General features: G+C 64.7%; 20 protein-coding genes and 1 pseudogene. 13 read left to right on the top strand and 8 right to left on the bottom strand.

Annotation, left to right across the window (positions count from 1 at the left end; all coding sequences use genetic code 11):
- Window positions 1-55 precede the first annotated feature (55 nt).
- Complete coding sequence (locus O987_RS21980) at window positions 56-1087, bottom strand: DNA/RNA non-specific endonuclease (RefSeq protein ID WP_043374798.1); 1032 nt, start codon at window positions 1085-1087, stop codon at window positions 56-58.
- Window positions 1088-1205: 118 nt separating this feature from the next.
- Window positions 1206-2006: an AraC family transcriptional regulator gene (locus O987_RS21975; RefSeq protein WP_043374796.1), complete on the bottom strand. Its 801-nt coding sequence runs from the start codon at window positions 2004-2006 to the stop codon at window positions 1206-1208.
- Between the two features lie 56 nt (window positions 2007-2062).
- Between O987_RS21975 and O987_RS21970 the strand changes: the two genes are divergently transcribed.
- Window positions 2063-2791 carry an aspartate/glutamate racemase family protein gene (locus O987_RS21970; RefSeq protein ID WP_043376812.1) on the top strand — a complete coding sequence of 243 codons (729 nt, stop codon included), beginning with the start codon at window positions 2063-2065 and terminating at the stop codon, window positions 2789-2791.
- An 11-nt stretch (window positions 2792-2802) separates the two neighbouring features.
- Here the strand turns inward: O987_RS21970 and O987_RS21965 are convergent, their stop codons facing one another.
- The 4 genes from O987_RS21965 to O987_RS21950 all read right to left on the bottom strand — a co-directional run bounded on the left by O987_RS21965 (window position 2803) and on the right by O987_RS21950 (window position 8269).
- Entirely contained in the window at window positions 2803-3876 is a 1074-nt protein-coding gene (locus tag O987_RS21965; RefSeq protein WP_003052123.1) for an XdhC family protein, read from the bottom strand.
- Window positions 3877-4044: 168 nt separating this feature from the next.
- Window positions 4045-5340: a c-type cytochrome gene (locus tag O987_RS21960; protein WP_043374792.1), complete on the bottom strand. Its 1296-nt coding sequence runs from the start codon at window positions 5338-5340 to the stop codon at window positions 4045-4047.
- A 23-nt stretch (window positions 5341-5363) separates the two neighbouring features.
- The gene (locus O987_RS21955) at window positions 5364-7658 is read right to left on the bottom strand and encodes a xanthine dehydrogenase family protein molybdopterin-binding subunit (protein ID WP_003052127.1); all 2295 of its coding nucleotides are present in this window, start codon (window positions 7656-7658) and stop codon (window positions 5364-5366) included.
- Window positions 7659-7660: 2 nt separating this feature from the next.
- Window positions 7661-8269: a (2Fe-2S)-binding protein gene (locus O987_RS21950; protein WP_043374791.1), complete on the bottom strand. Its 609-nt coding sequence runs from the start codon at window positions 8267-8269 to the stop codon at window positions 7661-7663.
- Between the two features lie 451 nt (window positions 8270-8720).
- On the opposite strand from O987_RS21950, the gene O987_RS21945 reads away from it, so the two are divergent.
- Together O987_RS21945 and O987_RS21940 are read left to right on the top strand one after the other, a co-directional pair.
- On the top strand, window positions 8721-9200 hold the full coding sequence (locus tag O987_RS21945) for a VOC family protein (protein ID WP_043374790.1): 480 nt from the start codon (window positions 8721-8723) through the stop codon (window positions 9198-9200).
- A 312-nt stretch (window positions 9201-9512) separates the two neighbouring features.
- The gene (locus O987_RS21940; protein WP_003052133.1) at window positions 9513-10571 is read left to right on the top strand and encodes a 3-keto-5-aminohexanoate cleavage protein; all 1059 of its coding nucleotides are present in this window, start codon (window positions 9513-9515) and stop codon (window positions 10569-10571) included.
- Between the two features lie 445 nt (window positions 10572-11016).
- Here the strand turns inward: O987_RS21940 and O987_RS21935 are convergent, their stop codons facing one another.
- Window positions 11017-11859, bottom strand: a complete 843-nt coding sequence (locus O987_RS21935) for a TauD/TfdA dioxygenase family protein (protein WP_043374787.1) — start codon at window positions 11857-11859, stop codon at window positions 11017-11019.
- Window positions 11860-12208: 349 nt separating this feature from the next.
- Here O987_RS21935 and O987_RS21930 point away from each other — a divergent pair, with 349 nt between their 5' ends.
- Window positions 12209-13225 carry an AraC family transcriptional regulator gene (locus O987_RS21930; protein ID WP_043374784.1) on the top strand — a complete coding sequence of 339 codons (1017 nt, stop codon included), beginning with the start codon at window positions 12209-12211 and terminating at the stop codon, window positions 13223-13225.
- Window positions 13226-13298: 73 nt separating this feature from the next.
- Here the strand turns inward: O987_RS21930 and O987_RS21925 are convergent, their stop codons facing one another.
- Window positions 13299-14216 carry a LysR family transcriptional regulator gene (locus O987_RS21925; protein ID WP_003052157.1) on the bottom strand — a complete coding sequence of 306 codons (918 nt, stop codon included), beginning with the start codon at window positions 14214-14216 and terminating at the stop codon, window positions 13299-13301.
- Window positions 14217-14328: 112 nt separating this feature from the next.
- Here O987_RS21925 and O987_RS21920 point away from each other — a divergent pair, with 112 nt between their 5' ends.
- From O987_RS21920 to O987_RS21880, 9 genes and pseudogenes are all read left to right on the top strand, one after another.
- Window positions 14329-16446: a 3-hydroxyacyl-CoA dehydrogenase NAD-binding domain-containing protein gene (locus O987_RS21920; protein ID WP_043374782.1), complete on the top strand. Its 2118-nt coding sequence runs from the start codon at window positions 14329-14331 to the stop codon at window positions 16444-16446.
- A gap of 263 nt (window positions 16447-16709) precedes the next feature.
- Window positions 16710-17906, top strand: a complete 1197-nt coding sequence (locus O987_RS21915; protein ID WP_003052161.1) for an acetyl-CoA C-acyltransferase — start codon at window positions 16710-16712, stop codon at window positions 17904-17906.
- Between the two features lie 141 nt (window positions 17907-18047).
- Window positions 18048-19247, top strand: coding sequence for an acyl-CoA dehydrogenase family protein (locus tag O987_RS21910; RefSeq protein ID WP_043374780.1), 1200 nt, complete (start codon window positions 18048-18050; stop codon window positions 19245-19247).
- Window positions 19248-19407: 160 nt separating this feature from the next.
- The gene (locus O987_RS21905; RefSeq protein WP_043374778.1) at window positions 19408-20535 is read left to right on the top strand and encodes an acyl-CoA dehydrogenase family protein; all 1128 of its coding nucleotides are present in this window, start codon (window positions 19408-19410) and stop codon (window positions 20533-20535) included.
- 171 nt (window positions 20536-20706) lie between these two features.
- On the top strand, window positions 20707-21498 hold the full coding sequence (locus O987_RS21900) for an oxepin-CoA hydrolase, alternative type (RefSeq protein ID WP_043374776.1): 792 nt from the start codon (window positions 20707-20709) through the stop codon (window positions 21496-21498).
- A gap of 39 nt (window positions 21499-21537) precedes the next feature.
- A complete protein-coding gene (locus O987_RS21895) occupies window positions 21538-22785 on the top strand; it encodes a CaiB/BaiF CoA transferase family protein (RefSeq protein WP_043374774.1) in 1248 nt (415 codons plus the stop codon).
- Window positions 22786-23044: 259 nt separating this feature from the next.
- Window positions 23045-24060, top strand: a pseudogene (locus O987_RS21890) (Bug family tripartite tricarboxylate transporter substrate binding protein).
- A gap of 240 nt (window positions 24061-24300) precedes the next feature.
- Window positions 24301-25314: a Bug family tripartite tricarboxylate transporter substrate binding protein gene (locus O987_RS21885; protein WP_043374772.1), complete on the top strand. Its 1014-nt coding sequence runs from the start codon at window positions 24301-24303 to the stop codon at window positions 25312-25314.
- Window positions 25315-25321: 7 nt separating this feature from the next.
- Window positions 25322-26296 (top strand): NAD(P)H-dependent flavin oxidoreductase, encoded by a 975-nt coding sequence (locus tag O987_RS21880; protein WP_003052176.1) that lies wholly within the window; start codon window positions 25322-25324, stop codon window positions 26294-26296.
- Window positions 26297-26317 lie beyond the last annotated feature (21 nt).

The following is a 26317-nucleotide window of genomic DNA, read 5'->3' as shown; positions in this document are numbered from 1 at the left end:
CTAAAAACAACCACCCGGCAGGGGCAAAGACGGCCTCCTGGCCCACGCCAGAAGGCTAACCGTGACCCTGCATCACCCCCGCCAACAACGGCATCCCAGTCCTCCGAGTGAACTCCTCATAACTGATGGGCGCACTCATCCGCGTATCCGCACTGTTGGCCTGCCAGTACACCCAGCTCTTGCCGGTGCTGGCGTCATAGACCAGCTTGAAGAGGTGGTCGGGCACCGCCACCTTGCTCTCGCCGATGGTGGCGGCGTTCTTGTTGAAGACAGGGCCGGTGAAGACAAAGACATCACCCCGGGCGCGCAGCGCATATTTGCGCGTGGCCTGTTCCACCTGGCTCCAGGCGCCCGCGTTGTGCACCTGGTTCTGCGGCACCATGTTCGCGAGGCTGAAGCTCTGGGCCATGGCCTCGGGCGTGCTCATGTCGGCCGCCGGAGCCATATGGCCGCGCGAGAAGCCGGAGCGTTTGTAGTCGTCTAGCTCGGAGCGCTCGGCGCGCGGCAGGCGGGCGTCGGCATAGAACTTGTCGCTGCGCTGCAAGCCCTGGGCCTGCTGCAGCACCTGGCGATTCAGGCGCTCGGCGACGAATACCGGGGTCTTGGTGCTGCCGTTGTGCAGCACGGCAAAACCCGAAAAACACAGCTCGCGCTCGCGGGGATGAAGCTGCAGGGCCGGAGCCTTGCCGCGGGGGAAGAACTGGGGGCAGCGGGCAAAGTGCGTGGGCAGGGCCGTGGCCGTGACATCTGCCTTGTCCACCTTGCCACCCACGCTGGGCGTGTGGGCGCCGGAGCCGGAACCGGAGCGCAGACCATCCAGATCCGGCCAGCCGTTCTTGCGAAAGGCCTGCAGGGTCTGGCCGAGCGCATCGAGTGCGGGGATATGCAGGGTTGCCAGCGCCTGGCCCAGCAGTTTCTCGGCGGAGACGCTGGGGTTGAAGCTGCAACTGGCAATCTGGAAGCTGGCCAGTGCCGCAGCGCCCGCAGACAGGGCAAAGCGCCTGATGCGGGAGAAGCTGTAGCCGGCAGTCCTGGAAGCGGTGCCGCGCTTGCGCGCAGGCGTTTTCTTTTTCTTGGCGGTCGTCATTCAGGCGGCAATGGTACGCCGCCTGAATGCTGCTTGAGGCGTGATGCGGGCCGCCGGCCGTACTTTGTGTGTCCGGCAATGAAACCGTATGTGAACTGTCGGTCGAGAGGCCGGCGATTCAGGGGCAGCCTGCATGCTCCAGGCCATGATGCTGCCGATATTGTCCCGGCGTCAGTCCCAGGTGTTTGCGAAACAGCTGCCCCATATGCGACTGGTGGTTGAAGCCGCAGTCCAGTGCGATCTGCGCCAAGGGCAGATCGGCACTTCGCATCATGGCGCGCGCAGCCTGCAGCCGGGTCTCCGTGATCCAGGCATGCGGCGTCATGCCTGTGAGCCGTGTGAACTCACGCAGAAAGCGCAAGGGACTGGTGTCCACCATGGAGGACAGATCGGCAATGCTCAGCGGCCGCTCGAACTCGGCGGCAATGCGGTCCAGCACGCGTCCATAGCCGGTGCCGGGGCGGGCGTTGGCCTTGCTGGCGCTGCCTTCCTGGCAGGCCATGAACCGCAACGCAGTCTGCTCGATGGCCAGAGCGTCCGGCTGGGGGCCGAGCAGCAGCAGGCGCAGATGCAGTGCAATCTGCAATGCCGAGCGCTGGCCATGTTGCGAGATGCGCTGTGGCGGCCTCGGCGCGTCAGCCTCATGGGCGGCATAGCGCAGCACCAGATATTCGCCGCCGGTGGCCGACTCGGAAAAGACCTCCACGCCCGGCGGCGTATAGCTCAGGGTGCCAGGCCAGGTGTCGAAGTCCTCGCGCCTGTCGGAGGCAATGGCGTGCACGCCTTGCTGTCTTTGCAGCGCAATGCCCAGCGCATGCATGCGCACCGGGTCGCGGCTGCTGTAGGGGGCGCGGCCGAGCAAATGGATCTGCACGGATGGCGTATCGGTTGCCGAAGGCTGAATCAGGTGGGTCTTCATGGCGGGCTGAAATTTCATGATAGACGATGGCGGCCGGCCGGCCCACACTGCTGCTCATGAATCAAGACCTGCAAACAAGCTCCGGGCCACATCGCGTCATAGGCCTGATCGGCGGCATGAGCTGGGAGTCCAGCGCCGAGTACTACCGCCTGATCAACCAGGGTGTCCGGGAGCGTCTGGGTGCGTTGCGCTCGGCCAGGCTGCTGATGTACAGCGTGGACTTCGGCCCTGTCGAGCAGGCCCAGCATGAAGGCCGCTGGGACGACGCGGCGGCGCTGCTGGCCGATGCTGCCCGGCGCCTGCAAGCCGGAGGCGCCGACTGTGTGCTGCTTTGCACCAACACCATGCACAAGGTGGCGGATCAGGTGGCGGCAGCCGTGTCGATTCCGTTTGTGCACATAGCCGATCCGGTCGGGGCGGCTGCGCGTGCAGCCGGTGTGCAGGTGCTGGGGCTGCTGGGAACGCGCTTCACCATGGAGCAGCCGTTCATGCGCGAGAGGCTGGAGCAGCAGTTCGGCCTGAAGGTGCTGGTGCCAGGCGAGGCCGAGCGCACGCAGGTGCATCGCATCATCTATGAGGAGCTTTGCGCGGGGCAGATCAGCGATGTGTCGCGCAAGCTCTATCAGAGAGCCATCGAGTCATTGGCGGCCCGTGGCGCGCAGGCCGTGGTGCTGGGATGCACGGAGATCGGCTTGCTCATCAAGCCCCAAGACAGCGTGCTGCCGGTGCTGGACACCACGGCCTTGCACGCTGCAGCGGCCGTGGATTTTGCGCTGCAGGCCTGAGCTGACGGATCTCAGTGCGCCGAGCCCGGCTGGAGAATTTCCGGAATGGCGCAATGCGTGCTGGCCTCGTTCATGGCGATGTCATGCTCGTGCTTGGCCACTTCCACCGACATGGCTTGCGGCAGCGGCACGGCGTTCTTCACGGCCAGAATCTCGGCCATCACGCTCACGGCGATCTCTGCCGGAGTCTTGCTGCCGATATAGAGGCCGATGGGGCCGCGCAGCCTGGCCAGCGAGGCTTCGGTCTCGCCGAAGTGCTCCATCATGCGCTCGCGCCTGGAGTGGTTGTTGCGGCGCGAGCCGATGGCGCCCACATAGAAGGCCGGGCTGTGCAGGGCTTCGAGCAGGGCCAGGTCATCGAGCTTGGGGTCGTGGGTGAGGGCGACGATGCAGCTGCGCGCATCGGGCTTGAAGGCCGTGACCGCATCGTCCGGCATGTCGGTGACGGTGTTGACCTGGGGCACCGACCAGCTGCCCATGTATTCCTCGCGCGGGTCGCAGACGGTGACCGTGAAGCCGTTGAACAAGGCCATGGTGGCCAGGTATTCGGCCAGGGCCCCCGCACCGATCAGCAGCATGCGGTAGCCGGGGCCCAGGTGGTTGACGAGTTGCTGGCCGTCAAACTCCAGCGCGTCGGGGTGCTCGGCCGTCTGCAGGCGGACTTCGCCGCTGCCGCAGTCGACGCTGCGTTTCACCAGTGATCCGGCTTCCAGCTCGGTCACCAGTTGCTGCAGGCTGGCCGCATCGGGGTTGAATTCCAGCAGCAGCTCCAGCGTTCCGCCGCAGGGCAGGCCGAAGCGGTGGGCCTCGTCGGCGCTCACGCCGTAACGCACCAGCTGCGGCGGGCTGTCCGGAATGCCCAGGTTCTGGTTCAGGGCCTTGGTGTGTCGGGCGATCAAGTCGTCCTCGATGCAGCCGCCGGATACCGAGCCAATGGCACGTCCGTCCTCGCGCAAGGCCATCATGGAGCCCACGGGGCGCGGGGATGAGCCCCAGGTACGCACCACGGTGGCCAGCAAGGCGTGCTGGCCGGCCGAGCGCCAGTCACGCAGTGCCTTGAGTACCAAGACGTCGATATTGTCCATTGCTTGCTTTCTCTGTTTCTCTCGCTCGCTGCAATTTTGAAGCATCAGGCGGGCACCGGGTAGCGGCGCTACCCGTAAATGATCACCCGCAAAAAGGCCTTCCGAGGCCTGAAGGACAGGGAAGGCCGGCTTGTGCAGAGCAGTGCAGCGCTTTGGCAGCGCCTGCTGTCAATGCGCCTGGGTCTGCTTGCGCAGCTGGCCTACCTTGGCAGGCAGGTCCTTCCACTCGTCTCCGCCGTACTGGACACGCATGGTGTTGAGCAGGGTGGCGATCTGTGCATCGCTGAGCGCATGGCGGAAGGCCGGCATGGTGCCCAGGTCGGCATGGGCCGGATGTTGCACGCCTTCAAGCACGGCCATGATGGCGTTGTCGGGTGATGCGGAGTGCAGGCTGGTGCTCAGGGCCAGCTGGGGTCGCACGCCGAAGCTGCTGCCCGAGGGGTCTGCCTTGTGGCAGGCCATGCAGGCGCCCTGGTACAGGCGGTAGCCTTCGGCATCGAGTGCCAGCTTGGGCTTGGCGGTCTTCTCTTCGATGAGTGCCTTGGCATCGCCAGGGGCGGCGTCGGCCTTGCGGTAGCTCATCAGATAGGTGGCAATGGCGTCGAGGTCGGCATCGCTTTGCTGCGACAGGCCGTGGGCCACGGGAGCCATGGGGCCGGCTGCCACACTGTGGCGGGCCGAGAAGCCGGTCTTCATATAGTCGACCAGATCCTGCTTGGTCCAGGGCAGGGGCGAGGCCGTCTTGTCCGTCAGAGCGGGAGCATCCCAGCCTTCGGCGCTGCCGCCGGTCAGGTGGAACTCACCCGTTTTCTCGGCGGCCAGGCCGTTGCGCGGTGTGTGGCAGGCGCTGCAGTGACCCAGGCCTTCGACCAGGTAGGCACCGCGATTCCACTCGGGAGCCTGCTTTTCATCGTCCTTGACGACGCCGGGCTTGAGGTAGAGCCAGTTCCAGGCCGCAATGCCGCGGCGCACGTTGTAGGGGAAGTTCAGCGCCGTCTTGGGCGCCTCGTTCTCCACGGCAGGCTCGCTCATCAGGAAGGCGTACAAGGCCTTCATGTCCTCATCCGTTACGCGGCTGAAGGCCGTGTAGGGGAAGGCGGGGTAGAGGTACTGGCCTTCGCGGTCCACGCCGTGGCGCATGGCGCGCTCGAAGGCTTCATAGCTCCAGCTGCCGATGCCGGTCTGCAGATCGGGCGTGATGTTGCTGGTGTAGATGGTGCCGAAGGGGCTGGGCATGGCCAGACCGCCCGCGTTGGTCTTGCCGTTGGCTGCCGTGTGGCAGACGGCGCAGTCGCCCATGGCGGCCAGCAGCCTGCCCTTGGCAATCTGCTGGGGCGTGAAGTCGGCAGCGGGAATGGCTGACTGGGGCGCAATCTCGCCCTGATGGGTGAGAGCCAGGCCGGCGGCAGCCAGCACGACCACTACAGCCGCACCGCCCGCCAGAATCTTTTGGAACGTTCGCATATCTATGTTCTTTATCGGTGGAGTCACTTGGACGAGGCGGCGCTGCTCTTGGCTGCCTTGAGCGCGGCCAGCACGCGGCTGGGCGTGAACGGCACTTCCAGCAGGCGCACGCCGGTGGCGTCAAAGATGGCGTTGGCCACGGCGGCGGCGCTGGGCACGGAAGCCGATTCGCCGGCGCCCATGGGCGCCTCGTTGGGGCGCTCGACCAGCAGCGAGTCGATCTCGGGCAGCTCGTCAAAGCGCAGGATGGGGTAGCCGCCCCATTCCACGGAGGTGACGCCGCTCTTGTCGAAGGTGACGAACTCCTTGAGCACGCGGCTGGTGGACTGCACCACGTTGCCGTGCACCTGATGACGCACGCCTGCGGGGTTGACCATGGCGCCGGTGTCCTGGGCGACAAAGACCTTGTCGACCTTGACTTCGCCGGTTTCGCGGTCCACGGTCACGTCGACCACCCAGGTTGCCCAGGCCGCACCATAGCCGGGGAACTTGCTGTGGAAGTAGCGGGCGTAGGCAAAGCCACGACCCTTGACCAGGCGCTGATCGTCAGCTGCCGCATTGCGGCGGGCCGGGCCTTCCTGCCAGTTGCACTGCTTCTTGGCTTCGGCAATCAGCGCCACGGCACGCGGGTCCTTGAGGTAGCGCAGACGGTATTCGATGGGGTCGGCCTTGGCGAGGTAGGCGCATTCGTCGATCCAGGACTCATGGGCGAACACATTGGGCAAGGCGGAGACGCCGCGCATCCACGAGGCGCGCACGATGGGCACGGCGTCCTGGGAGATCACGCGCATCTTTGGGTACTCGTACTGCGGGATGGCCGTGCGGTCGCCCATTTGCTGGGCCTCGATCTTGGCGGACACCTTGCCCGTGAGGATCAGGGCCAGCGCGGTGGCGTTGTTCGAGGGATAGCAGGTGCGCAGCTCGTAGGCGGCCACATTGTTTTGCTCATCCAGGCCGCCGCGCACGCGAATCAGCTGGCCCGTGCCCTTGGGCTCCCAGCCGGCTTCCTGCTCGCGCATCAGCTGCACGCGCACGGGCTTGCCCACGGCGGCCGACATCAGCACGGCGTCCGAGCAGACGTCGTCCGCGCAGTTGCGGCCGTAGCAGCCAGAAGCCTCGAGGCGGGTGACGTTGATGTTGTCGGCATTCACGTCCATGAGCTTGGCAATGTCCTTGCACACGTCGTGAGGGTTTTGCGAGCCGGTCCAGACCTGGATCTGGCCGTTGCCCACTTCGGCAATCGCACAGGACGGGCCGATGGAGCCATGAGCGTGATAGGGCCAGACATAGTCGCGGGTCAGCGCAGTCTTGACCTGCTCGATGGCCTGCAGCGCGCCTTCGTCTTCCTGCAGCACGCGGTCGGTCTTGGCATGGTCCACCAGGGTCTGGTGCAGGCCGCTCAGCGACATATCGGGCAGGCCGTCCCATTCCTTCCAGGTGACCTTGAGCTGGCGCATGGCAGCGATGGCCTGCTCTTCGCGCTCGGCCACCACGCCCACGAAGTCGCCCTTGACCACGACCTTGACGATGCCGGGCAGATGGGCGATGGACTTCTCGTCCACCGACACCAAGCTGGAGCCAAGGGGCGCCGTGGCATCGGCGCCGGTGTAGGGAGGACGGATCACGCGGCCGTGCAGCATGCCGGGCACGCGCAGGTCGTGGATATAGGTCAGAGCGCCCAGCACCTTGTTGGGGATGTCCACGCGCTGCACCGATTTGCCGATGTACTCGAAGCCGGACTTGCGCAGCTCGATCTTGTCGTCGACCTCGATCTGCAGATCCTGGCCCTGAACCAGTTCGCCATAGCCGTAGCGCTTGCCGCCGGCGATGACAAAGCCTTTCTGGGTGGTGATGCGGTCAGCGGGAACACCGGATTTTTCGCTGGCCAGCTTGATCAGCAGCTGGCGCACCTGCGCTGCGGCATGGCGCATGGGCAGGGACGACACCTGGATGGTGTTGCTGGCAATGGTGGGGCCCAGGTCCGGGGTGCGGGCAGTGTGGCCCAGCACCATGGTCACGGCGGCAAAGTCCACATACAGCTCGTCGGCCACCAGCTGGCCCAGAGCCGTGCGCACGCCCGTGCCCAGGTCCACGTGGCCGTTGTAGGCGGTGACGGAGCCGTCGGCGCCAATCGCGATGAAGCTGTCCACCAGCTTGGCCGAGGGAATGGGGAAAGCGCCCTTGGCAGCCGCTTCGGGGGCGGTCTGGGCCATCAGCAGATGGCCGCCTGCCACGGAGCCGACCATCAGCATGCCGCCGGCCTTGAGCAACTGGCGACGGGTGAGTTGAGCGTGATTGTCTTTGGTGAAGAATTTCATGATCAGGCAGCCTTTGCGGTGGTGGATGCGCCGGCGGCGGGGAGGGCCGGGTTGTGGCCCTTGGCAATCAGCTCGCGGGCGCGGGCGGCGGCCTGCATGATTTCCACATGGGTGCCACAGCGGCACAGATGGCCGGACAGGGCGTGCCTGATTTCTTCGTCGCTGGCCTTGGGCTGCTGGTTGAACAGGGCGACCAGCGCCATGATCATTCCGTTGGTGCAGTAGCCGCACTGCGCAGCCTGTGCATCGACAAAGGCTTGCTGCACCACATGCAGGGTGTAGGTGCGTGGAGTGGCAGGCGCCTGTGTCTCGGCGGCGCTGACATCCAGGACGGCGCGGTCCTGCAGGGCCTGCGCGTTGGCGGCTTTGCTGGCGTCAGGCGACAGGCCTTCCAGCGTGGTGACTTTCTTGCCGTCGACTGCCTTCAGGGGCACGGAGCAGGAGCGCGCCACCTTGCCGTCGATCAGCACGGCGCAGGCACCGCATTCGCCCAGGCCGCAGCCGAACTTGGGGCCGTTGAGCTGCATGTCATTGCGCAGCACATACAAAAGAGGTGTATCGGCAGTGGCGCTTTGCGCGTCCACTTCCTGGCCGTTCAGAGTGAATTTCATGACGTAGGTTTCAAGAGTCAGTCTTATATATGTGTAGTCAATTATATGACTAGACAAAAATAAAAGTGCCTGGCTTGATATAAAGCAGATTCGATTGCTCTGGTGTGCGCTAGCGAGGGGGCAAGCAGACCGGTGCCGAGCGGCGGCTTCAGCGTTCCGGTGTGTGGCCCCAGGGCCAGGCAGGGCGCGCGTGGTTCCGCATGCGGCCCCGAGCGCACCGAAACCGTCCGGGCCACAGCCGTGGTGAGAGCCGGACTGCCAGGCTGTTTGGCAGGGGATGGCCCTGCGCTCCTGATAGGGGGATTGAAGTGCTGGGGAAATGCGGCTTCAATGCACAGACGCCGAAAGCCGCCAGTGCATCGACGCATCGGCGCACCGGTGCCTCGATAGAGAGGGGCCCGCGGTCTGCGGGTTTGCAGACATTCATCCGTCCCTGTTCAGGAGAGCCAAGATGGTCAGCAAAAACACGATTTGTCTCTGGTACGAAGGCGAGGCCCTGGAAGCCGCCAGGTTCTACGCCCAGACTTTTCCTGATAGCGCCGTGGGCGCGGTCCACCACGCACCGGGCGACTATCCGTGCGGCAAACAGGGCGATGTGTTGACGGTCGAATTCACGGTCATGGGCATTCCCTGCCTGGGTCTGAATGGCGGCCCTGTCTTCAAGCACAACGAGGCGTTTTCGTTTCAGGTCGCGACGGACGATCAGGAGGAAACGGACCGGCTTTGGAATGCCATCGTCGGCAACGGCGGCCAGGAAAGCCAGTGCGGGTGGTGCAAGGACCGCTGGGGGCTGTCCTGGCAGATCACGCCGCGCGTGCTGACCACAGCCATTGCCGACCCGGACCGCGCCGCCGCCAGACGGGCTTTTGAAGCCATGATGGAGATGAGGAAGATCGATATCGCCGCCATCGAGGCAGCCTGGCGCGGCTAGGCGGCCGGTGGCAATAGCAGGCAGCAGGGCGGGGCCGCATTCATCCTCGCGGCCCAGTCGAGTCGCGCCGGCCCGGTGCAAGAGCGCATCGGGGCGCCCGCGTGCTCTGGCGCACTTTGCCAAGACTCGAACGTCTTAGGGCAAACGCTTTGCGGACAGCTCTCCTACAGTGAAATTGCTTTCAATTTCGACGATCCGGTACCTGCCGGCCGGTGTTGCCCATGTCTTTTGAATGCCTGGCGGCATTGCACAGGGCGGGCAAGCCGCGCCCGTGGCTGTGCGTCGAAGCCTGCATTCACTTGGAGACATGTCATGAACTTTCTCGACGGCCATCTATTCCCTGAAAACCAGCAGCCCCTGATCATCACGGCGGCGCCCTATGCCCCAGGCTGGCTGCCTTCGGATTTTCCCGAAGACATTCCCGTCAGCATGGAGGCGCAGATCCAGAAAGCAGTGGACTGCTATAACGCGGGCGCCACGGTGCTGCATCTGCATGTGCGCGAGCTGGACGGCAAGGGCAGCAAACGCCTGTCCAAGTTCAACGAGCTGATTTCCGGCGTGCGCAAGGCCGTGCCCGAGATGATCATCCAGGTCGGCGGCTCCATCAGCTTTGCGCCCGAGGACGAAGGTCAGGCGGCCAAGTGGCTTTCCGACGACACCCGCCACATGCTGGCCGAGCTGGACCCGGTGCCCGATCAGGTGACCGTGACGGTGAACACCTCGCAGATGAACGTGACCGATCAGGCCGAAGACGCGGACTTTGCAGGCACCTCGCGCGCCAATCCCACGCTGTTCAATGCCTACAAGGAAATGACCGTGCCCGCCCAGCCGGGCTGGGTGGAGGAGCATGTGCGCCGTCTGACCAAGGCCGGCATCCAGAGCGCCTTCCAGTGCTACAACCTGAATAGCTTCGAGTCGGTGGAGCGCCTGATGCGCCGCGGCTTCTACATGGGCCCGCTGGTCATGAACTGGGTGGCGATTGCCGGTGGCATGGACACGCCCAGCCTGTACAGCCTGGCCAACTTTGTGCGTGCCGTGCCCGATGGCGCCGTGCTGACCGTGGAAAGCAATGTGCGCAATGTGCTGCCCGTGAACATGTGGGGCATTGCCGCCGGCCTGCATGTGCGCTGCGGCACCGAGGACTGCCTGTGGAACCAGGCGCGCACCGAGAAGGCCAGCACGGTCTCGCAGATCGAGCAGCTGGTGCGCATCTCCCGCGAATTCGGTCGTCCTGTCGCCACTGCCAGGCAGGCGCGCGAGATCAGCAAGATCGGCGTGTTCTACGACAGCGTGGAGGAGAGTCTGGCCGCCAACGGCTTTGCCCCCAACCGGCCCGGCGCCAACCAGGGTTTCCTCAGGAAGACCTGCTGATCCTGCGGGTCTGGCTTTGCCGAATCTGAACCGACATGCGCAAGAGGCCTCCATCGGGAGGCCTTTTTCATGTCCGGATGATGGTGGGCAGGCCCGCAAGAATGGCTGCGGCAAGGTCGGTGCAGGGCCCGATGCCGGTTCCCGCAAGCGCCTGGGCCGGGTCAGGCGCAGTCAACCGGAAGGGGCACGGCATGCGTGCCAGGCGCCATGGTGCGGTCGACGCAAGACAGAGCCGGTCAGGGGCTGGCGAGCCGCGCATTCAGGCTGTCGGAGATGAAGGGAAAAATAATAGCTGCCTGCGCTTGTTTTCAAAGCGTTTCAGGCAGCTATGGCTTTGCTTTCTATGGTAAGCAAGCGATGTCAGCCATTGTTTCTGTGCAGCACCGCTGTGCGACGGCGCCGGAGGCTGGCATGGCTGGTCAGAAAGGCGGCTCAGATAGCTCGCTCAAAAAGGCTTGTCGCCGATGATGGCTGCACGCTCCATCTTGCGCGCCGCGGGCCAGTAGTCCTGCACGGCGTAATGCTGGGTGCAGCGGTTGTCCCACATGGCGACGCTGCCGGGCTTCCAGCGAAAGCGCACCTGGTACTCGGGGATGGCTGCCTGGCTGATCAGATAGTTCAGCAGCATGCTGGCGCCGGGCGTCTTGTCCTGGCCGTAGCGCACGTTCTCGGGCGTGTGGTAGTTGGCAAAGTGGGTGGTGAAGCTGCAGACGTAGAGAACTTTCTCGCCGGTTTCGGGGTGGGTACGCACCACGGGATGCTCGACCGGAGGATGCTGGCGGCCCAGCTCCAGGCGCTTGTCTTCGGGCATGACGGCACCGAAGCCATGCTCGATGCTGGACTTGGCCTTGAGGCCGTCGATCTTCAGCTTGATGTCCTCGGGCAGGTTGCGGTAGGCCTCGGCCATATTGACCCAGATGGTGTCGCCGCCGACGGCCGGGCCTTCGATGCAGCGCAGCACGCAGCCCATGGTCGGGTTCTCGCGCCACTGGCCGTCGCTGTGATAGGTGTTCTCGTAGTTTTCGCGCTTTTCGCTGCGGTAGATCTGCACCAGGCCGGGGTGCTCGGGGTCGCTGCCGGCCACGGGGTGGTCTTCCAGATCGCCGAAGTGGCGGGCAAAGCCCACATGCTCGGCCCGCGTGATGTCCTGATCGCGGAAGAACAGCACCTTGTGCTGCAGCAGCAGGGCGCGAATCTCCTCGGCCAGGCCCTTGTCGCGGGACGCGTCGCCGAGGTGGATGTCGGAAACCTCAGCACCGATGCTGCAGGTCAGTTGTTCGACTTTCATGGTCTTCTCCTAAGTTCCCGGCAAGGCCTTGATGCTGGGCGCCGCCGTCTGATGGAAAAATTCTCGGCGCAGCAACAGCACCGGGGCTTGACCGATCGCGTCAGCTTGTTGCCCTCTTGGGTGGGTCCAAGGAAAACCCTAGGCAGCGACAGAGAGCGTCATGAGTCGGGGGCATCGGCATGCCGGGCGCTTCCAACGGTCGTGATCTACTGGTATCCATCGATTGACCAGTCATTCTGATATTGATAAATATCAATGTCCGAAATTGCAGGTTGCCCCAGGTCCTGTTTCCCTTCATGAAATCCGGGCCTGTCGCGCAGGACCCGGGTCAACCGTTTTCCAGGTCACGATGAAGCCCCGTATCCGAAGTGTCAGCCTGTGCAAATACGCCAAGGTGGCGAACGAGCTCGGCATCGACCCGCTGCGCATGTTCCGCCAGGTGGGGCTGGATCACAGCTGTCTGAGCTCTCCCGATCTCATGGTTCCCGAAGCGGCGTTTGCGCAGTTGCTCGAGGCGTCGTCCGCCCAGGCCGGCCAGGCGTCGCTGGGTCTGCTCATGGGCTCGCACTGGCGTCTGTCCGACTTCGGGCCGATCAGCCTGCTGCTGCAGCACCAGGCCAGCCTCTCCAGCATGCTCAATACCTTCAAGGACTATGACCACATGATCAGCACCACCGTGGGCACCGAGGTGGTGACCCAGGGGCGTTATTCCATCATTCAGCTGAACCTGGATACCGAGCGCGAGAATCCGGGGCGCCACCCGGTGGAGCTGGGCATCACGGCGCTGATGAGCCTGTGCCGCTATCAGCTGGGCAAGCACTGGAGCCCGGCCAGCATCCACTTCTCGCACAGCGCACCGGGCAGCACCCTGAACCATCGCCGCGTGCTGGGCAGCGAGATCGTGTTCGGCTCGGACTTCGATGGCATCGTGGTGAGCAACGAGGATCTGGAGGCCGTCGATGCCGATCACGACAGCCTCATGGAGGGTCACGCCCGCAGCCTGATGGAGAGCCATGCACCGCGGCCCATGGCCCGGTCGCTGGAGCAGCAGGTGCGCAGCACCTTGCAGTCGCTGCTGCCCCACGGGCGCCACAGCATCGCCCACGTGGCCGGTGCGCTTGGGTACACGGCCCGCTCGCTGCAGCGGCACCTCGAAACCCAGAACACCAGCTTTCAGGAAACCCTGGATGCCGTGCGCAGCCAGGCCGCGCTGCGTGCGCTGCAGAATCCGCAGCTGTCGGTGAGCGAAGCGGCAGCGCAGGCCGGCTTTGCCGAGAACAGCTCGTTCACGCGCTGGTTCAGCAAGCATTTTCAGCAAAGTCCCAGCAGCTGGCGTCAGCAGAATCTGAGCCCCAGGCTGTCCTGAGAACGCAAACACGTTCCAAGACTTCCTTCCGAATGAAGACGCCAGCCTGCGCGCTGGCGTTTTGCGTGGTGGCTCAGGGCTGGGGCGTCACGGCCAGCCGGCTGGCTTCAGGCTGGGCCTTGGCCAGCAGAAAATCGATACAGGTGCGCACGGCCTTGGTCTGGTGCCGGTTGGGCAGGTAGAGCAGATACATATGGGTGCCGAAGATACTGAGCCGGTACTCGTCCAGCGTGCTCAGCACCTCGCCCGTGGCCAGCTTGTCCTGCACCACATAGTCGGGCACCAGGCCCACGCCCAGACCGGCCAGGATGCCGTCGCGCAGAAAAGGGAAATGCTCGGAGATCATGGTGGGCTCCAGCATCACCTCGTGGCGTTCGGCACCCAGGTAGGCAGCCAATCGCAGTTGCCGTCCCGTGACGCCGGCGGTGATCAGCGGGCTGGCGCGCAAGGCATGCAGGGTTCTGGGCAGGCCGTGGATCTGGGCGTATTCGCGCGAGGCACAGGCCAGGTAGCGCACCGTGCCCATGCTGCGCGCCACCAGGGACAGGGGCGGCTCCTGGATCACGCGCACGATGATGTCCACATCGTCGCGCAGATTGTCGGCCCGGTTCTCGAACAGCACATCGAGCACGATGCCCGGGTACAGGCGCTTGAACTCGATCAGCCATTCGCTCATCACGATCTGGCCGTAGCCGCTGGGCACGCTGATGCCCACGCGACCCTGCAGGCTCTGGCCCAGCGCCGTGATGGCCTCGCGTGCGGCCAGCATTTCGTTGTGGATGTTGCGCCCGTGCTCATACAGGCGCATGCCGATCTCCGTGGGCTCCACGCGGCGCGTGGTGCGCTTGACCAGTTGCACGCCCGCTGCCTTTTCCAGCTGGGTCAGGTGATAGCTCACATTGGCACGCGTCATCTTGAGCTTGCGCGCGGCCTGGCTGAGATTGCCGCTATCAATGATTTCGACCAGCAGGGTCAGCGATTGGGAGTCCATGGCGTGTTTGTCTAATTTTCTTTGACAGTCTGTCAATGATTCATGGGATTGTTAGAAAACATTGTCGTCGTAAAAATAAAGCCCATTCCATAAAGAGATTCAGGAGACACGCATGACCGCCGAAGCCAGCACTTCTGTCGTTGAACTCAAGCAAGACGGTGACGTCCTGCTCGTCAGCGTCAACAATCCGCCCGTCAATGCGCTGGGCGCTGCCGTGCGCCAGGGTCTGATGGCGGCCATGGAGCAGGCCGATGCCAGCGCCGCGGTCAAGGCCGTGGTCATCGTGGGTCAGGGCAAGGCTTTCATCGCCGGTGCCGATATCCGCGAATTCGGCAAGCCTCCGGTCCAGCCTTTCCTGCCCGATGTCTGCAACCGTATCGAGGCCTGCAGCAAGCCCGTGGTGGCCGTGATTCATGGCGCGGCACTGGGTGGCGGTCTGGAGATCGCCATGTCGGCGCATTACCGCCTGGCGCTGCCTGGCGCGAAGCTGGGTCTGCCCGAAGTCTCTCTGGGTCTGGTGCCCGGCGCCGGCGGCACCCAGCGTGCACCGCGCCTGATGGGGGTGAAGGCCGCAACCGAGCTGATGCTCAGCGGCCAGCAGATCGGCGCCAAGGCCGGACTGGCAGCCGGTCTGGTGGACAAGCTGGACGATGGCGCGGACCCCGTCGTCGCGGGCCTCGCCTATGCGCGTGAGTTGCTGGCACAGGGCGCGCCGCTGCGTCCCGTCAGCGCCACGCCGGGTCGTCTGGCCGACAAGGCCGCCGCCCAGGCGGAACTCGATGCGCTGCGTGCCGACACCGCCAAGAAGTCGCGCGGCCTGTTCTCGCCCCTGAAGATCATCGATTGCGTACAGGCCGCTCTGGATCTGCCGTTTGCCGAAGGCCTGAAGTTCGAGCGTGCCCAGTTTCTGGCCTGTATCGACAGTCCGCAGCGCGCCGGCCTGATCCACGCCTTCTTTGCCGAGCGCGAGACGGCCAAGATTCCCGAAGCCCGTGCCGCACAGCCGCGCGCCTTCAGCAAGATTGCCATCATCGGCGGCGGCACCATGGGCGCGGGCATCACCGTCTCTGCGCTGGATGCCGGCCTGGTCGTGACCATGATCGAGCGCGATGCCGAATCCATCGCACGCGGCCAGGCCAATGTGGAGAAGGTCTACAACGGCCTGATCGCCAAGGGCCGCATGAGCGAAGAGGCCAAGGCCGCCATCATGGCGCGCTATACGCCCTCGACCCGCTATGACGACATTGCCGATGTGGATCTGGTGATCGAGGCGGTCTTCGAAGACCTGGAGGTCAAGAAGGCCGTGTTCAAGGAACTGGACCGCGTCTGCAAGCGCGGTGCCGTGCTGGCCACCAACACCTCGTATCTGGACATCGACGCGATTGCCGCCGTCACCAGCCGTCCGCAGGACGTGATCGGTCTGCACTTCTTCAGCCCGGCCAACATCATGAAGCTGCTGGAGATCGTCGTGCCCGCCAAGGTGGCCCCCGATGTGGTGACCACGGCCTTCGAGCTGGCCAAGAAGATGAAGAAGGTGCCCGTGCGCGCCGGCGTCTGCGATGGCTTTATCGGCAACCGCATTCTGGCCACCTACAAGCAGGCCGCCGACTACCTGATGGAAGACGGTGCCAGCCCCTACGAGATTGACGAAGCCGTGCGCGGCTTCGGCTTTGCCATGGGCCCCTTCCAGGTCACCGACCTGGCCGGCGGCGATATCGGCTGGGCCACGCGCAAGCGCCGCGCCGCCACGCGCGACCCCAAGGCCCGCTATGTGGAGATTGCCGACCGCATCTGCGAGCAGGGCTGGTTCGGCCAGAAGACGGGCCGCGGCTTTTATCTCTATCCACAAGGCGCGCGCATCGGTCAGCCCGACCCCGAAGTACTGGCGATTGTGGATGCCGAGCGCGCCAAGAAGGGCGTGGCACCGCGCCCGTTCACGGCCGAGGAAATCATGCGCCGCTACATGGCCGCCATGGTCAACGAAGGCGCCAAGGTGGTGGGCGAGGGCATTGCGCTGCGCCCGCTGGATGTGGACGTGACCTTTATCTCCGGCTACGGCTTTCCGCGCCACCGCGGCGGCCCCATGAAATGGGCCGATATGCAGGGCCTTCCCAAGGTGCTGGCCGATATCGAAGCCTTTGCCAAGGAAGACGCGCTGTTCTGGAAGCCTGCGCCGCTGCTGCAGAAGCTGGTGGCCGAGGGAAAGAACTTCGAGAGTTTGAACAAGTAACCCCCTGAGGCGCTGCGCCTGGGCGGCTCCGCGCCTTTGCCCAAGGGGGACGACGCCTTTGCCTGGGCGGCCCCGCCGCGAGGCGGCTCTTGCTCGGCGTCTCGCCGGTTGGAGCGCGTCAGTTCTTACGGTTAATTTATAAAAATAAGAGCTGTTAGCGCTTGATTTGTATTGGTTTCAGTATGAAAAGTATCTGAAAACAATGAATGACAAGCGAATACAGCTATCAAAATAATTTTTCAACATTCACAGAGACAAGCACCATGCGTGAAGCCGTTATCGTTTCCACTGCCCGCACACCGCTGACCAAGTCGCATCGCGGCGAGTTCAACGTTACTCCCGCCGCCCAGCTGGCTGCCTTCTCCGTCAAGGCGGCGGTGGAGCGCTCGGGTGTCGATCCCGAAATGATCGAGGATCTGATTCTGGGCTGCGGCAATCCCGACGGTTTCCAGGGCCGCAATCTGGGTCGCCAGACCGTGTTGCGCGCCGGGCTGCCGCTGTCGATCGCCGGCACCACGATCACGCGTTTTTGCGCCTCGGGTCTGCAATCCATCGCCATCGCGGCGGGTCGCGTCGTGGCCGAGGGCGTGGACGTGATGCTGGCCGGCGGTATCGAAACCATCTCCGGCATCCGAGCCGGCAACAACCTGCCCACCGACATGGACCCCTGGCTGGTGGAGCACAAGCCCGAGCTGTACATGGCCATGATCGACACCGCCGATGTGGTCGCCAAGCGCTACGGCATCACGCGTGAAGACCAGGATGCGTTCTCGCTGCAAAGCCAGCAGCGCACGGCAGCGGCCCAGGCCGCCGATCTGTTCAAGGACGAGATCATTGCCTGCTCCACACGCATGATGGAGAAGAACAAGGAAACCGGCGAAGTCACCTACCGCGACGTGGTCGCCACCCAGGACAACTGCAACCGCGCCAGCACCACGCTGGAGGGGCTGGCCAAGCTGGAGCCGGTGAAGGGCCCTGGCAACTTCATCACGGCCGGCAATGCCTCGCAGCTGTCCGACGGCTCCAGCGCCTGCGTGGTGATGGAAGCCAGGCTGGCAGAGCGTCTGGGCCTCAAGCCCCTGGGCGCTTTCCGCGGCTTCGCCGTGGCCGGCTGCGAGCCTGACGAGATGGGCATTGGCCCCGTGTTTGCCGTGCCCAAGCTGCTCAAGCGCCATGGACTGACCGTGGATGACATCGACCTCTGGGAACTGAACGAAGCCTTTGCCTCGCAGGCCCTGTATTGCCAGCGTCAGCTGGGCATTCCCAACGAGCGTCTGAATGTCAACGGCGGCGCGATTTCCATCGGCCACCCCTTCGGCATGACGGGCGCACGCCTGACCGGCCACATCCTGCTCGAAGGCCAGCGCCGCAAGGCTCGCAACCCCAAGGTCAAGTACGGCGTGGTGACCATGTGCATTGCCGGCGGCATGGGTGCTGCTGGCCTCTTCGAGATTTACTAAGACCCCCTGAGGCGCTGCGCGCCTTCCCCCAAAGGGGGACGACAGCCTCGCTGCGGGGCGGCCCTTGCTCGCTGTCTCTGGCGTGGGCCGCGCGGTTTGCAAGGCGGAGTGCGCTGCGCCATGGATTACCAGGAAATAGCAATGGATTTGCAATTCACCCCCCAGGAAGAGGCGTTTCGCGCCGAGGTGCAGACTTTTCTCAAGGAGAAGCTGCCCACGCATATTTCGCTCAAGATCAAGGCTGGCCAGCGTCTGAGCAAGGCCGATCAGGACGAGTGGCATGCCATCCTCAACGAGCGCGGCTGGTATGCGAATCACTGGCCCCAGGAGCATGGCGGTCCGGGCTGGGGAGCGGTCGAGAAGTTCATCTTCGACACCGAATGCGCGCTGGCCGGCGGCCCGCGCATCGTGCCCTTCGGCGTGAACATGCTGGGGCCGGTGCTGATCAAGTACGGCAGCGAGCAGCAAAAGAAGTACTGGCTGCCGCGCATTCTGAGCGGGCAGGACTGGTGGTGCCAGGGCTATTCCGAGCCCGGCGCGGGCTCCGATCTGGCATCGGTGAAGACCACGGCCGTGCGCGATGGAGACTTCTACATCGTCAACGGCCAGAAGACCTGGACCACCCAGGGCCAGCACGCCAACATGATCTTCTGCCTGGTGCGCACCAACCGCGAGGCCAAGGCCCAGGCCGGCATCAGCTTTTTGCTGGTGGACATGAACAGCCCCGGCGTGGAACTGCGTCCCATCCGCACGCTGGACGGCGACAAGGAAGTCAACGAAGTCTTCTTCACCGATGTGAAGGTGCCGGTCGAAAATCTGGTGGGCGAGGAAAACAGGGGCTGGACCTATGCCAAGTATCTGCTGACCTACGAGCGCACCGGCATTGCGGGCGTGGGCTTTTGCATCTCGGCCCTGGCCAAGCTCAAGGTCATCGCCGCCAAGGTGCACAAGAACGGCCAGCCGCTGAACCAGGACCCGCTGTTCGCCGCCCGCATGGCCCGTGTCGAGATCGACCTGGAGAACATGAAGACCACCAATCTGCGCGTGATCGCTGCCGTTGCCGGTGGCGGCGTGCCCGGTGCGGAAAGCTCCATGCTGAAAATCCGCGGCACCGAGATCCGCCAGGAGATCCTGTCGCTGATCCGCCGCGCCATGGGCGTGTATGCCGTGCCCTATATCGACGAGGCCCAGTACGAAGGTTATGACCAGGCGCCGCTGGGCGGCATCGACGAAGCCGCCACGGCCTCGGCCAACTACTTCAACTACCGCAAGCTGTCGATCTTCGGTGGCTCCAACGAAATTCAGAAGAACATCATCTCCAAGATGATTCTGGGCTTGTGAACCTGTAACCCCCTGAGTCGCTTCGCCTGGGCGGCCCCGCACCTTCCCCCCAAGGGGGACGACACCCTTGCTGCGAGGCGGCTCTTGCTCGGTGTCTCCCTCGAAAGCGGTGATGCCGAGCGATCTGGATAGATGACCTGTTGGGTAGAGAGAATTTGTCATGAACTTCACACACACCGAAGACCGCCGCATGCTGGCGGACAGCCTGAACCGCTTTGTGGCCGAGCAGTACGGCATCGAGCAGCGCAACCATTTGGCCTATGGCGCAGAAGGTCACAGCCCCGCGCTGTATGCGCAATTTGCCGAGCTGGGTGCGATCGGCGCGCTGTTTCCCGAAGCGGTGGGCGGCTTTGGCGGCTCGGGCTTTGACATCAGCGTGGTGTTCGAGGCACTGGGTCGCGGCCTGGTAGCCGAGCCGCTGCTGGGCGCGCTGGTCGTGGGCCAGGCCCTGATTGCGGCCGGCACCGAAGCGCAGATGCGCCAGCTGGATGACATCATCGCGGGCAGCGCGATCGCCGCTCTGGCGCACGACGAACCAGGCAGCCACTACGAGCTCAACAAGGTCACGACCACGGCGGTCAGGACCGCCACGGGCTGGGTGCTCAACGGCGCCAAGAGCGTGGTCGCCTTTGGCGAAAAAGCCGATCTGCTGCTGGTGTCCGCGCGCACCGCAGGCGGCATGTTCGATACTGCCGGCATCAGCCTGTTCCTGGTCGACGGCAAGGCCGCCGGCATCGCCAAGCGCGGCTATAGCCGCATGGAAGGCGGCCGCGCCGCCGAGCTGATCTTCGAGAATGTGCTGCTGGCCGAGGATGCGCTGCTGGGTGCCAAGGGCCAGGGCCATGGCGTGCTCGAGCATATTCAGGGCTTTGCGTTGCTGGCGCTGGCTGCCGAGGCGCTGGGCGCCATGGATGTGGCCAAGCAGAACACGCTGGAGTATCTGCAGACGCGCAAGCAGTTCGGCGTGGCCATCGGCAGCTTCCAGGCGCTGCAGCACCGCATGGCCGATCTGCTGCTGGAGGTGGAGCAGGTGCGTTCCACCGTCATCAATGCGGCCGATGCCATCGACAACGCCCAGGGCACGCAGCGCGAGAAGATGCTGTCTGCGGCCAAGTACACCGTGGGCTCCGTGGGGACCCTGGTGGCCGAGGAAAGCATACAGATGCATGGCGGCATCGGCATGACCTGGGAGCTGCCGCTGGCGCATTACGCCAAGCGACTGATCATGATCGACCACCAGTTTGGCGACGAGGACCATCACCTGGCGCGTTTCATGGCCCTGGGCTGAAATGAGCTACCCCCTGAGTCGCTTCGCGCCTTCCCCCTGGAAGGGGGCATACGGGCAGCCGGCGACAGCCTCGCTGCGGGGCGGCGCGGCCGGCGTAGGCCCTTGCTGGCTGTCCCTGGCGGAGTGGGCCGTCTACAGACGGGAAGTGCTGCCTAAAACTGGAGAACGAAGATGAGTGAAGTCCTGCTGACCCGCCGCGAAGGTGCCGTGCTGGTGCTGAGCAATAACAACCCGGCTGCGCGCAATGCGTTGTCGCCCGCGTTCTACGCGGCCGTCACGACCGCGCTGGTGGATGCTGCGGCTGACGCCAGTGTGGGCGCGGTCGTGCTCACGGGCGAGGGCGGTCATTTTTGCGCCGGTGGCGATCTGCGCCAGCTGGCCGGACGCCGGGAGCTGCCATTGGAGCAGCGCCGTGAAAAACTGGAAGGCCTGCACGACCTGATTCGTGCCGTGCGCGACTGCCCCAAGCCTGTCATCGCTGCTGTCGAAGGCGCGGCGGCCGGCGCTGGCCTGTCGCTGGCTCTGGCCTGCGATATGCTGGTGGCCGCCCGCAACAGCCTGTTCTCCGTGGCCTATGTGAAGGTGGGGTTGACGCCCGACGGCGGCGCCACAGCCTTTCTGGCCGAGTTCGTCTCGCGCCAGGTGCTGACGGAGCTGTGCCTGACCGGAGAGCGCATCAGCGGCGAACGCCTGCACGCCCTGGGCCCCGTCAACCGGCTGGCCGAGCCCGGCCAGGCCCTGGCCGATGCCGTCGCGCTGGCCGCGCAGATCGCGACCGGTCCGGACCAGGCCATGGCCCTGATCAAGGATCTGTGCCGCCAGGCACCGCGCAACACGCTGGAGCAGCAGCTGGAGCTGGAGGCGCAGCACATGGTGCGCTCCCAGGGCAGCGAGGAATCCCGTGAAGGCATTGCCGCCTTTCTCGAAAAGCGCAGCGCCGATTTCAACAAATTGCGTGCTTGAGCGCTCGACAAAACCAAGATTTTCAAGGAGACAAGGCTCATGGCCGACAGCAATACCGAACAGAACCCGGACATCGACTTCCCGCTGGAAGGAGTGAAGGTACTCGATCTGTCGCGCGTCTTCGCCGGGCCGCTGTGCGGCATGGTGCTGGCCGACTTCGGCGCCGAGGTGGTCAAGGTCGAGCACCCGGGCCGTGGCGACGATACGCGCGACTGGGGCATGCGCATCGGCAAGACCGAGACCACCTACTACAACAGCATGAACCGCAACAAGCGGTCCATCACGCTGGATCTGCAGACACCCGAGGGCGTGAAGATCGTCCACGAGCTGCTGCCCCAGTTCGACGTGGTAATCCACAACTTCAAGACCGGCGGCGCCGAGAAGCTGGGCCTGGGCTACGAACAGCTCAAGGCGATCAAGCCCGACCTGATCTATTGCGCCGTGGCCGGCTACGACAGCAGCGGTCCCGAGGCCAAGCGTCCCGGCTACGATCTGGTGATCCAGGGCGAGGCGGGCCTGATGGCGCTCAACGGCGATGCCGGCATGCCGCCGCTCAAGTTCGGCGTGGCCGTGGTGGATCTCGTCACCGGCATGTATGCAGCCCAGGCCGTGCTGGCAGCGTTGTTCCGCCGCGAGCGCACGGGCAAGGGCCGGCTCATCGAGATGGCGTTGTACGACAGCGGCATCACGGTCACCGGCTACTACGGCCTGGATGCCCTGCAGCTGGGCCATGATCCCGAGCGCTACGGCAATGCACACCCCTCCATCGTGCCCTACGGCATGTACGAGGCCGCCGACGGGCCGTTGATCATCGCGGTGGGCAATAACAGCCAGTTCGACAAATTCTGCCGCCAGGTCGTGCTGCGTCCCGACATCGTCGATGATCAGCGCTTTTCCACCAACGTCAACCGTGCCAGAAACCGTCTGGAGCTGCTGCCCATGCTCAAGGAGCTGATTGGCAGCTTCCCGCGCGATCTGCTGCTGGAGCGCCTGACGGCCGCCGGCATTCCCTGCGGCCGCGTGGCCGGCCTGCACGAAGCCCTGACCAGCGAGCGTACGCGCCGCAGCGGCCTGCTGCGCGACATGCCCCATCCCGTGGCCGGCACCACGCCCGTGTTCGCGCCGCCCTACCGTCTGGACGGTCAGCGTCTGCCCATTCGCCATGCGCCGCCCACGCTGGGTGAGGGCACGCGCGAAGTGCTGCAGCGCCTGCTGACGCTCAATGATGCGCAATTGCAGGACCTGCAGGCCAAGGGCGTTCTCACGCTGCCCCAGGAGCCTTCATGAAGCACCCCCTGAGCCGCTGTGCGGCTTTCCCCGTGTGCACGGCGCCCTCTCTCGCTTCACGGGAGGGAGCGTACGGGCAGCCGGCGAGACCTTCGCAGCGGGGCGGCGCGGCCGGCATAGGCCCTTGCTCGGTGTCGCTGCGTTGGGCCGTGTCAGGCTCACAGGCAGCGGACATCTCATAGAGCCAAATAACTGAAAAGCAAGTTTAAAGGCCGCACAAGACGGCAAACAAAGACAGCGACTTCATAGGAGACAAACCATGAGCATCCCAGTCACACGCCGCGATCTTCTGCAGGGACTGGCCGCCATCGGCGGCGGCAGTCTGCTGGCCACGGGCGCCAGCAGCGTCTTCGCACAGGCCGGCAAGCCGGCATGGCCCAGCAAGCCCATCCGCGTGGTCGTGCCCTTCAACGCAGGGGGGCCACCGACATCATGGCGCGCACCATCGGCGAGGTGCTGGCCAAGCGCCTGGGCCAGCCCGTGGTGGTGGACAACAAGGCCGGTGCGGCCGGCATCCTCGGCACCGATGCCGTGGCCAAGGCAGCGCCCGACGGCCATACGCTGCTGCTGTCGCTCAGCACCTCCATGCTGATCAACCAGTTCCTCTATACCAAGCTGCCCTACAACCCGCAAAAGGACATCGCGCTGATCACCCAGGTCGCAGCGGCGCCCGTCACGCTGGTGGTCCATCCTTCGGTGCCTGCCAGCAATATGAAGGAGCTGCTGGCCTATGTGAAAGCACACAAGGGAAAGCTGTCCTATGGCTCCTGGGGCGTGGGTTCGTATGCCCATCTGGCCGGTGCCTATATGAGCAAGACCATGGATGCCGACATGAACCACGCCGCCTACAAGGGCGAGGCACCCATGATCCAGGAGCTGATCGGCGGCCAGCTGCAGCTGTGCTTTTCCAGCGCGCTCAACACCAAGCCTTTCATCGATTCTGGCCGTCTCAAGGCCATCGGCGTGACCGGCAAGGAGCGCATGGAAATCCTGCCCAGGCTGCCGACCATCTTCGAGCAGGGAGTGACCGACGACGCCTATTCGATCTACGGCTGGGTGGCCATGGGCGCGCCCGCGGGCACGCCCAGGGAGGTCGTGGACCAGCTCTATGGCCACCTGCGCGAGATCATCAAGGACCCCAAGGTGCTGGAGCGCATCACGGGCGCCGGCTTCATCCCCATGATGAACAGCCCCCAGGCCTTCCGCGACAACTACCAGCGCGATATGCCGATCTGGAAGGCGCTGGTCGAGCAAGCCGGCGCCAAGCTTGATTGACCCCTCTGAGTCGCTTCGCCTGGGCGGCCCCGCGCCTTCCCCCTTGAAGGGGGCATGCGGGCGGCCGGAGACACCCTCGCTGCGAGGCGGCTCTTGCACGGTGTCCCGCGCTTGCGCCGCGACAGTTTCATAGGTTGCGGGTGGCGCGCAGCGCCATGGATCACTGAATGACTGATTTTTACGGCCTGCGGCAGTGGGCCACCACCGACGACTGCTGAGACAGCTTTGACAGGAGACTTCATGCACAAGCGCAATCCCGCACTCCAGGCCTGCACCAGCCGGCGCAGCGTTCTGGCCCTGGCCGCCGCGCCGTTGCTGGCTGGCCTGGCCGGTGGCGCCCTGGCCGAGACCGACTGGCCCGCCAAGATGCTGCGCCTGGTCGTGCCGTTCCCCGCAGGCGGCCCTACCGACACGGCATCGCGCATCGTGGGCCAGAAGCTGGGCGAGCGCCTCAAGCAGACCGTGGTCGTGGAAAACCGTCCCGGTGCCTCGGGCTCCATCGCGGCCGTGCAGGTCGCCAAGAGCCCGGCCGACGGCTACACGCTGATGATGCTGGCTACGCCCACGCTGCTGGCTCCCCATCTGTACAAGAAGGCCGGCTACGACACCGTCAAGGATTTCGCGCCCGTGGCCACGGTCTACGACCTGCCCATCGTCATCGTGGTCAACCCTGCGCTGCTGCCTGATGTCACCGATCTCAAGAGCCTGATCGCCCACGCCAAGGCCCAGAAATCGGCGCTCAACTACACCAGCTCGGGGGCCGGCAGCTTCGGTCATCTGAGCATGGAGCTGCTCAAGCAGATGGCCGGCTTCGACATGCAGCATGTGCCCTACAAGGGCGGCGTGCCCGCCATCACCGACACCATCGGCGGCCAGGTGCCCATCATGTATGCCGACCTTGTGGCCGCGCTGCCTCATATCCAGGCCGGCAAGCTGCGTGCCATCGCCGTGGGATCGCCCCAGCGCGTGAGCATGCTGCCCGACATCAAGACCATTGCCGAGCAGGGCATCAAGGGCTATGACGCCGTTTCCTGGGGCGGTCTGCTCGCGCCCAAGGGCACGCCCAAGGCCGTGGTCGAGCGCATCGCCTCTGAAGTCCAGCAGATACTGGCTGACAAGGATGTCCAGAGCAAGCTGCTCCATGCGGGCGCCATCGCCAGCTTCCAGAATCCCGCCCAGCTGGGCCAGCGCATCCAGCAGGACTACGCGCGCTGGGGCCAACTGATCCGCGACAAGGGCATTGCAGTGGAGTGACAACGACATGAAGACACGCATCACCGAACTTTTTGGCATAGAGCACCCCATCATCCAGGGTGGCATGCACCATGTGGGCCTGGCCGAGCTGGCCGCCGCCGTCTCCAACGCCGGGGGACTGGGCATCATCACGGGCCTGACCCAGCGCACGCCCGAGTTGCTGGCACGCGAGATCGCGCGCTGCCGCGAGATGACGGACAAGCCTTTTGGCGTCAACCTGACCTTTCTCCCCTCGGTCAACCCGCCCGACTACCCGGGCTATGTCAAGGCCATCATCGAAGGCGGCGTCAAGGTGGTCGAGACGGCCGGCAACAACCCGCAGAAATGGCTGCCCGCGCTCAAGGAAGCCGGCATCAAGGTGATCCACAAGTGCACCTCGGTGCGTCACGCACTCAAGGCCGAGGCCATCGGCTGCGATGCCATCAGCGTGGACGGCTTCGAATGCGGCGGCCATCCTGGCGAGGACGACATCCCCAACTTCATCCTGCTGCCGCGCGCTGCAGAAGAACTGAAGATTCCCTTTGTCGCCTCGGGCGGCATGGCCGACGGCCGGTCGCTGGTGGCCGCGCTGGCGCTAGGCGCCGAAGGCATCAATATGGGCACGCGCTTCATTGCCACGCAGGAGGCGCCCGTACACGATAAGGTCAAGCAGGCCATCGTGGCGGCCAGCGAGCTCGACACCCGTCTGGTCATGCGTCCGTTGCGCAACACCGAGCGCGTGCTGACCAACTCCGCCACCGAACGCCTGCTGCAAAAGGAGCGCGAGCTGGGCGCGGCCATCACCTTTGCCGACATCGCGCCCGAAGTGGCCGGCGTCTATCCGCGCATCATGCACGACGGCGACATGGACGCAGGCGTCTGGTCCTGCGGCATGGTCGCGGGCCTGATCCACGATGTGCCGACGGTGGCGCAACTGATCACCGGCATCATGGACCAGGCCCATGCACTGATCAACGAGCGGCTCGCGGGCCTAGCCCGCTAAGCCTTTCACTCTTCAAAACCA

The organism is Comamonas testosteroni TK102, assembly GCF_000739375.1.
Classification (GTDB): Bacteria; Pseudomonadota; Gammaproteobacteria; order Burkholderiales; family Burkholderiaceae_C; genus Comamonas; species Comamonas brasiliensis.
This window is presented reverse-complemented; position numbering and strand designations above follow the sequence as displayed.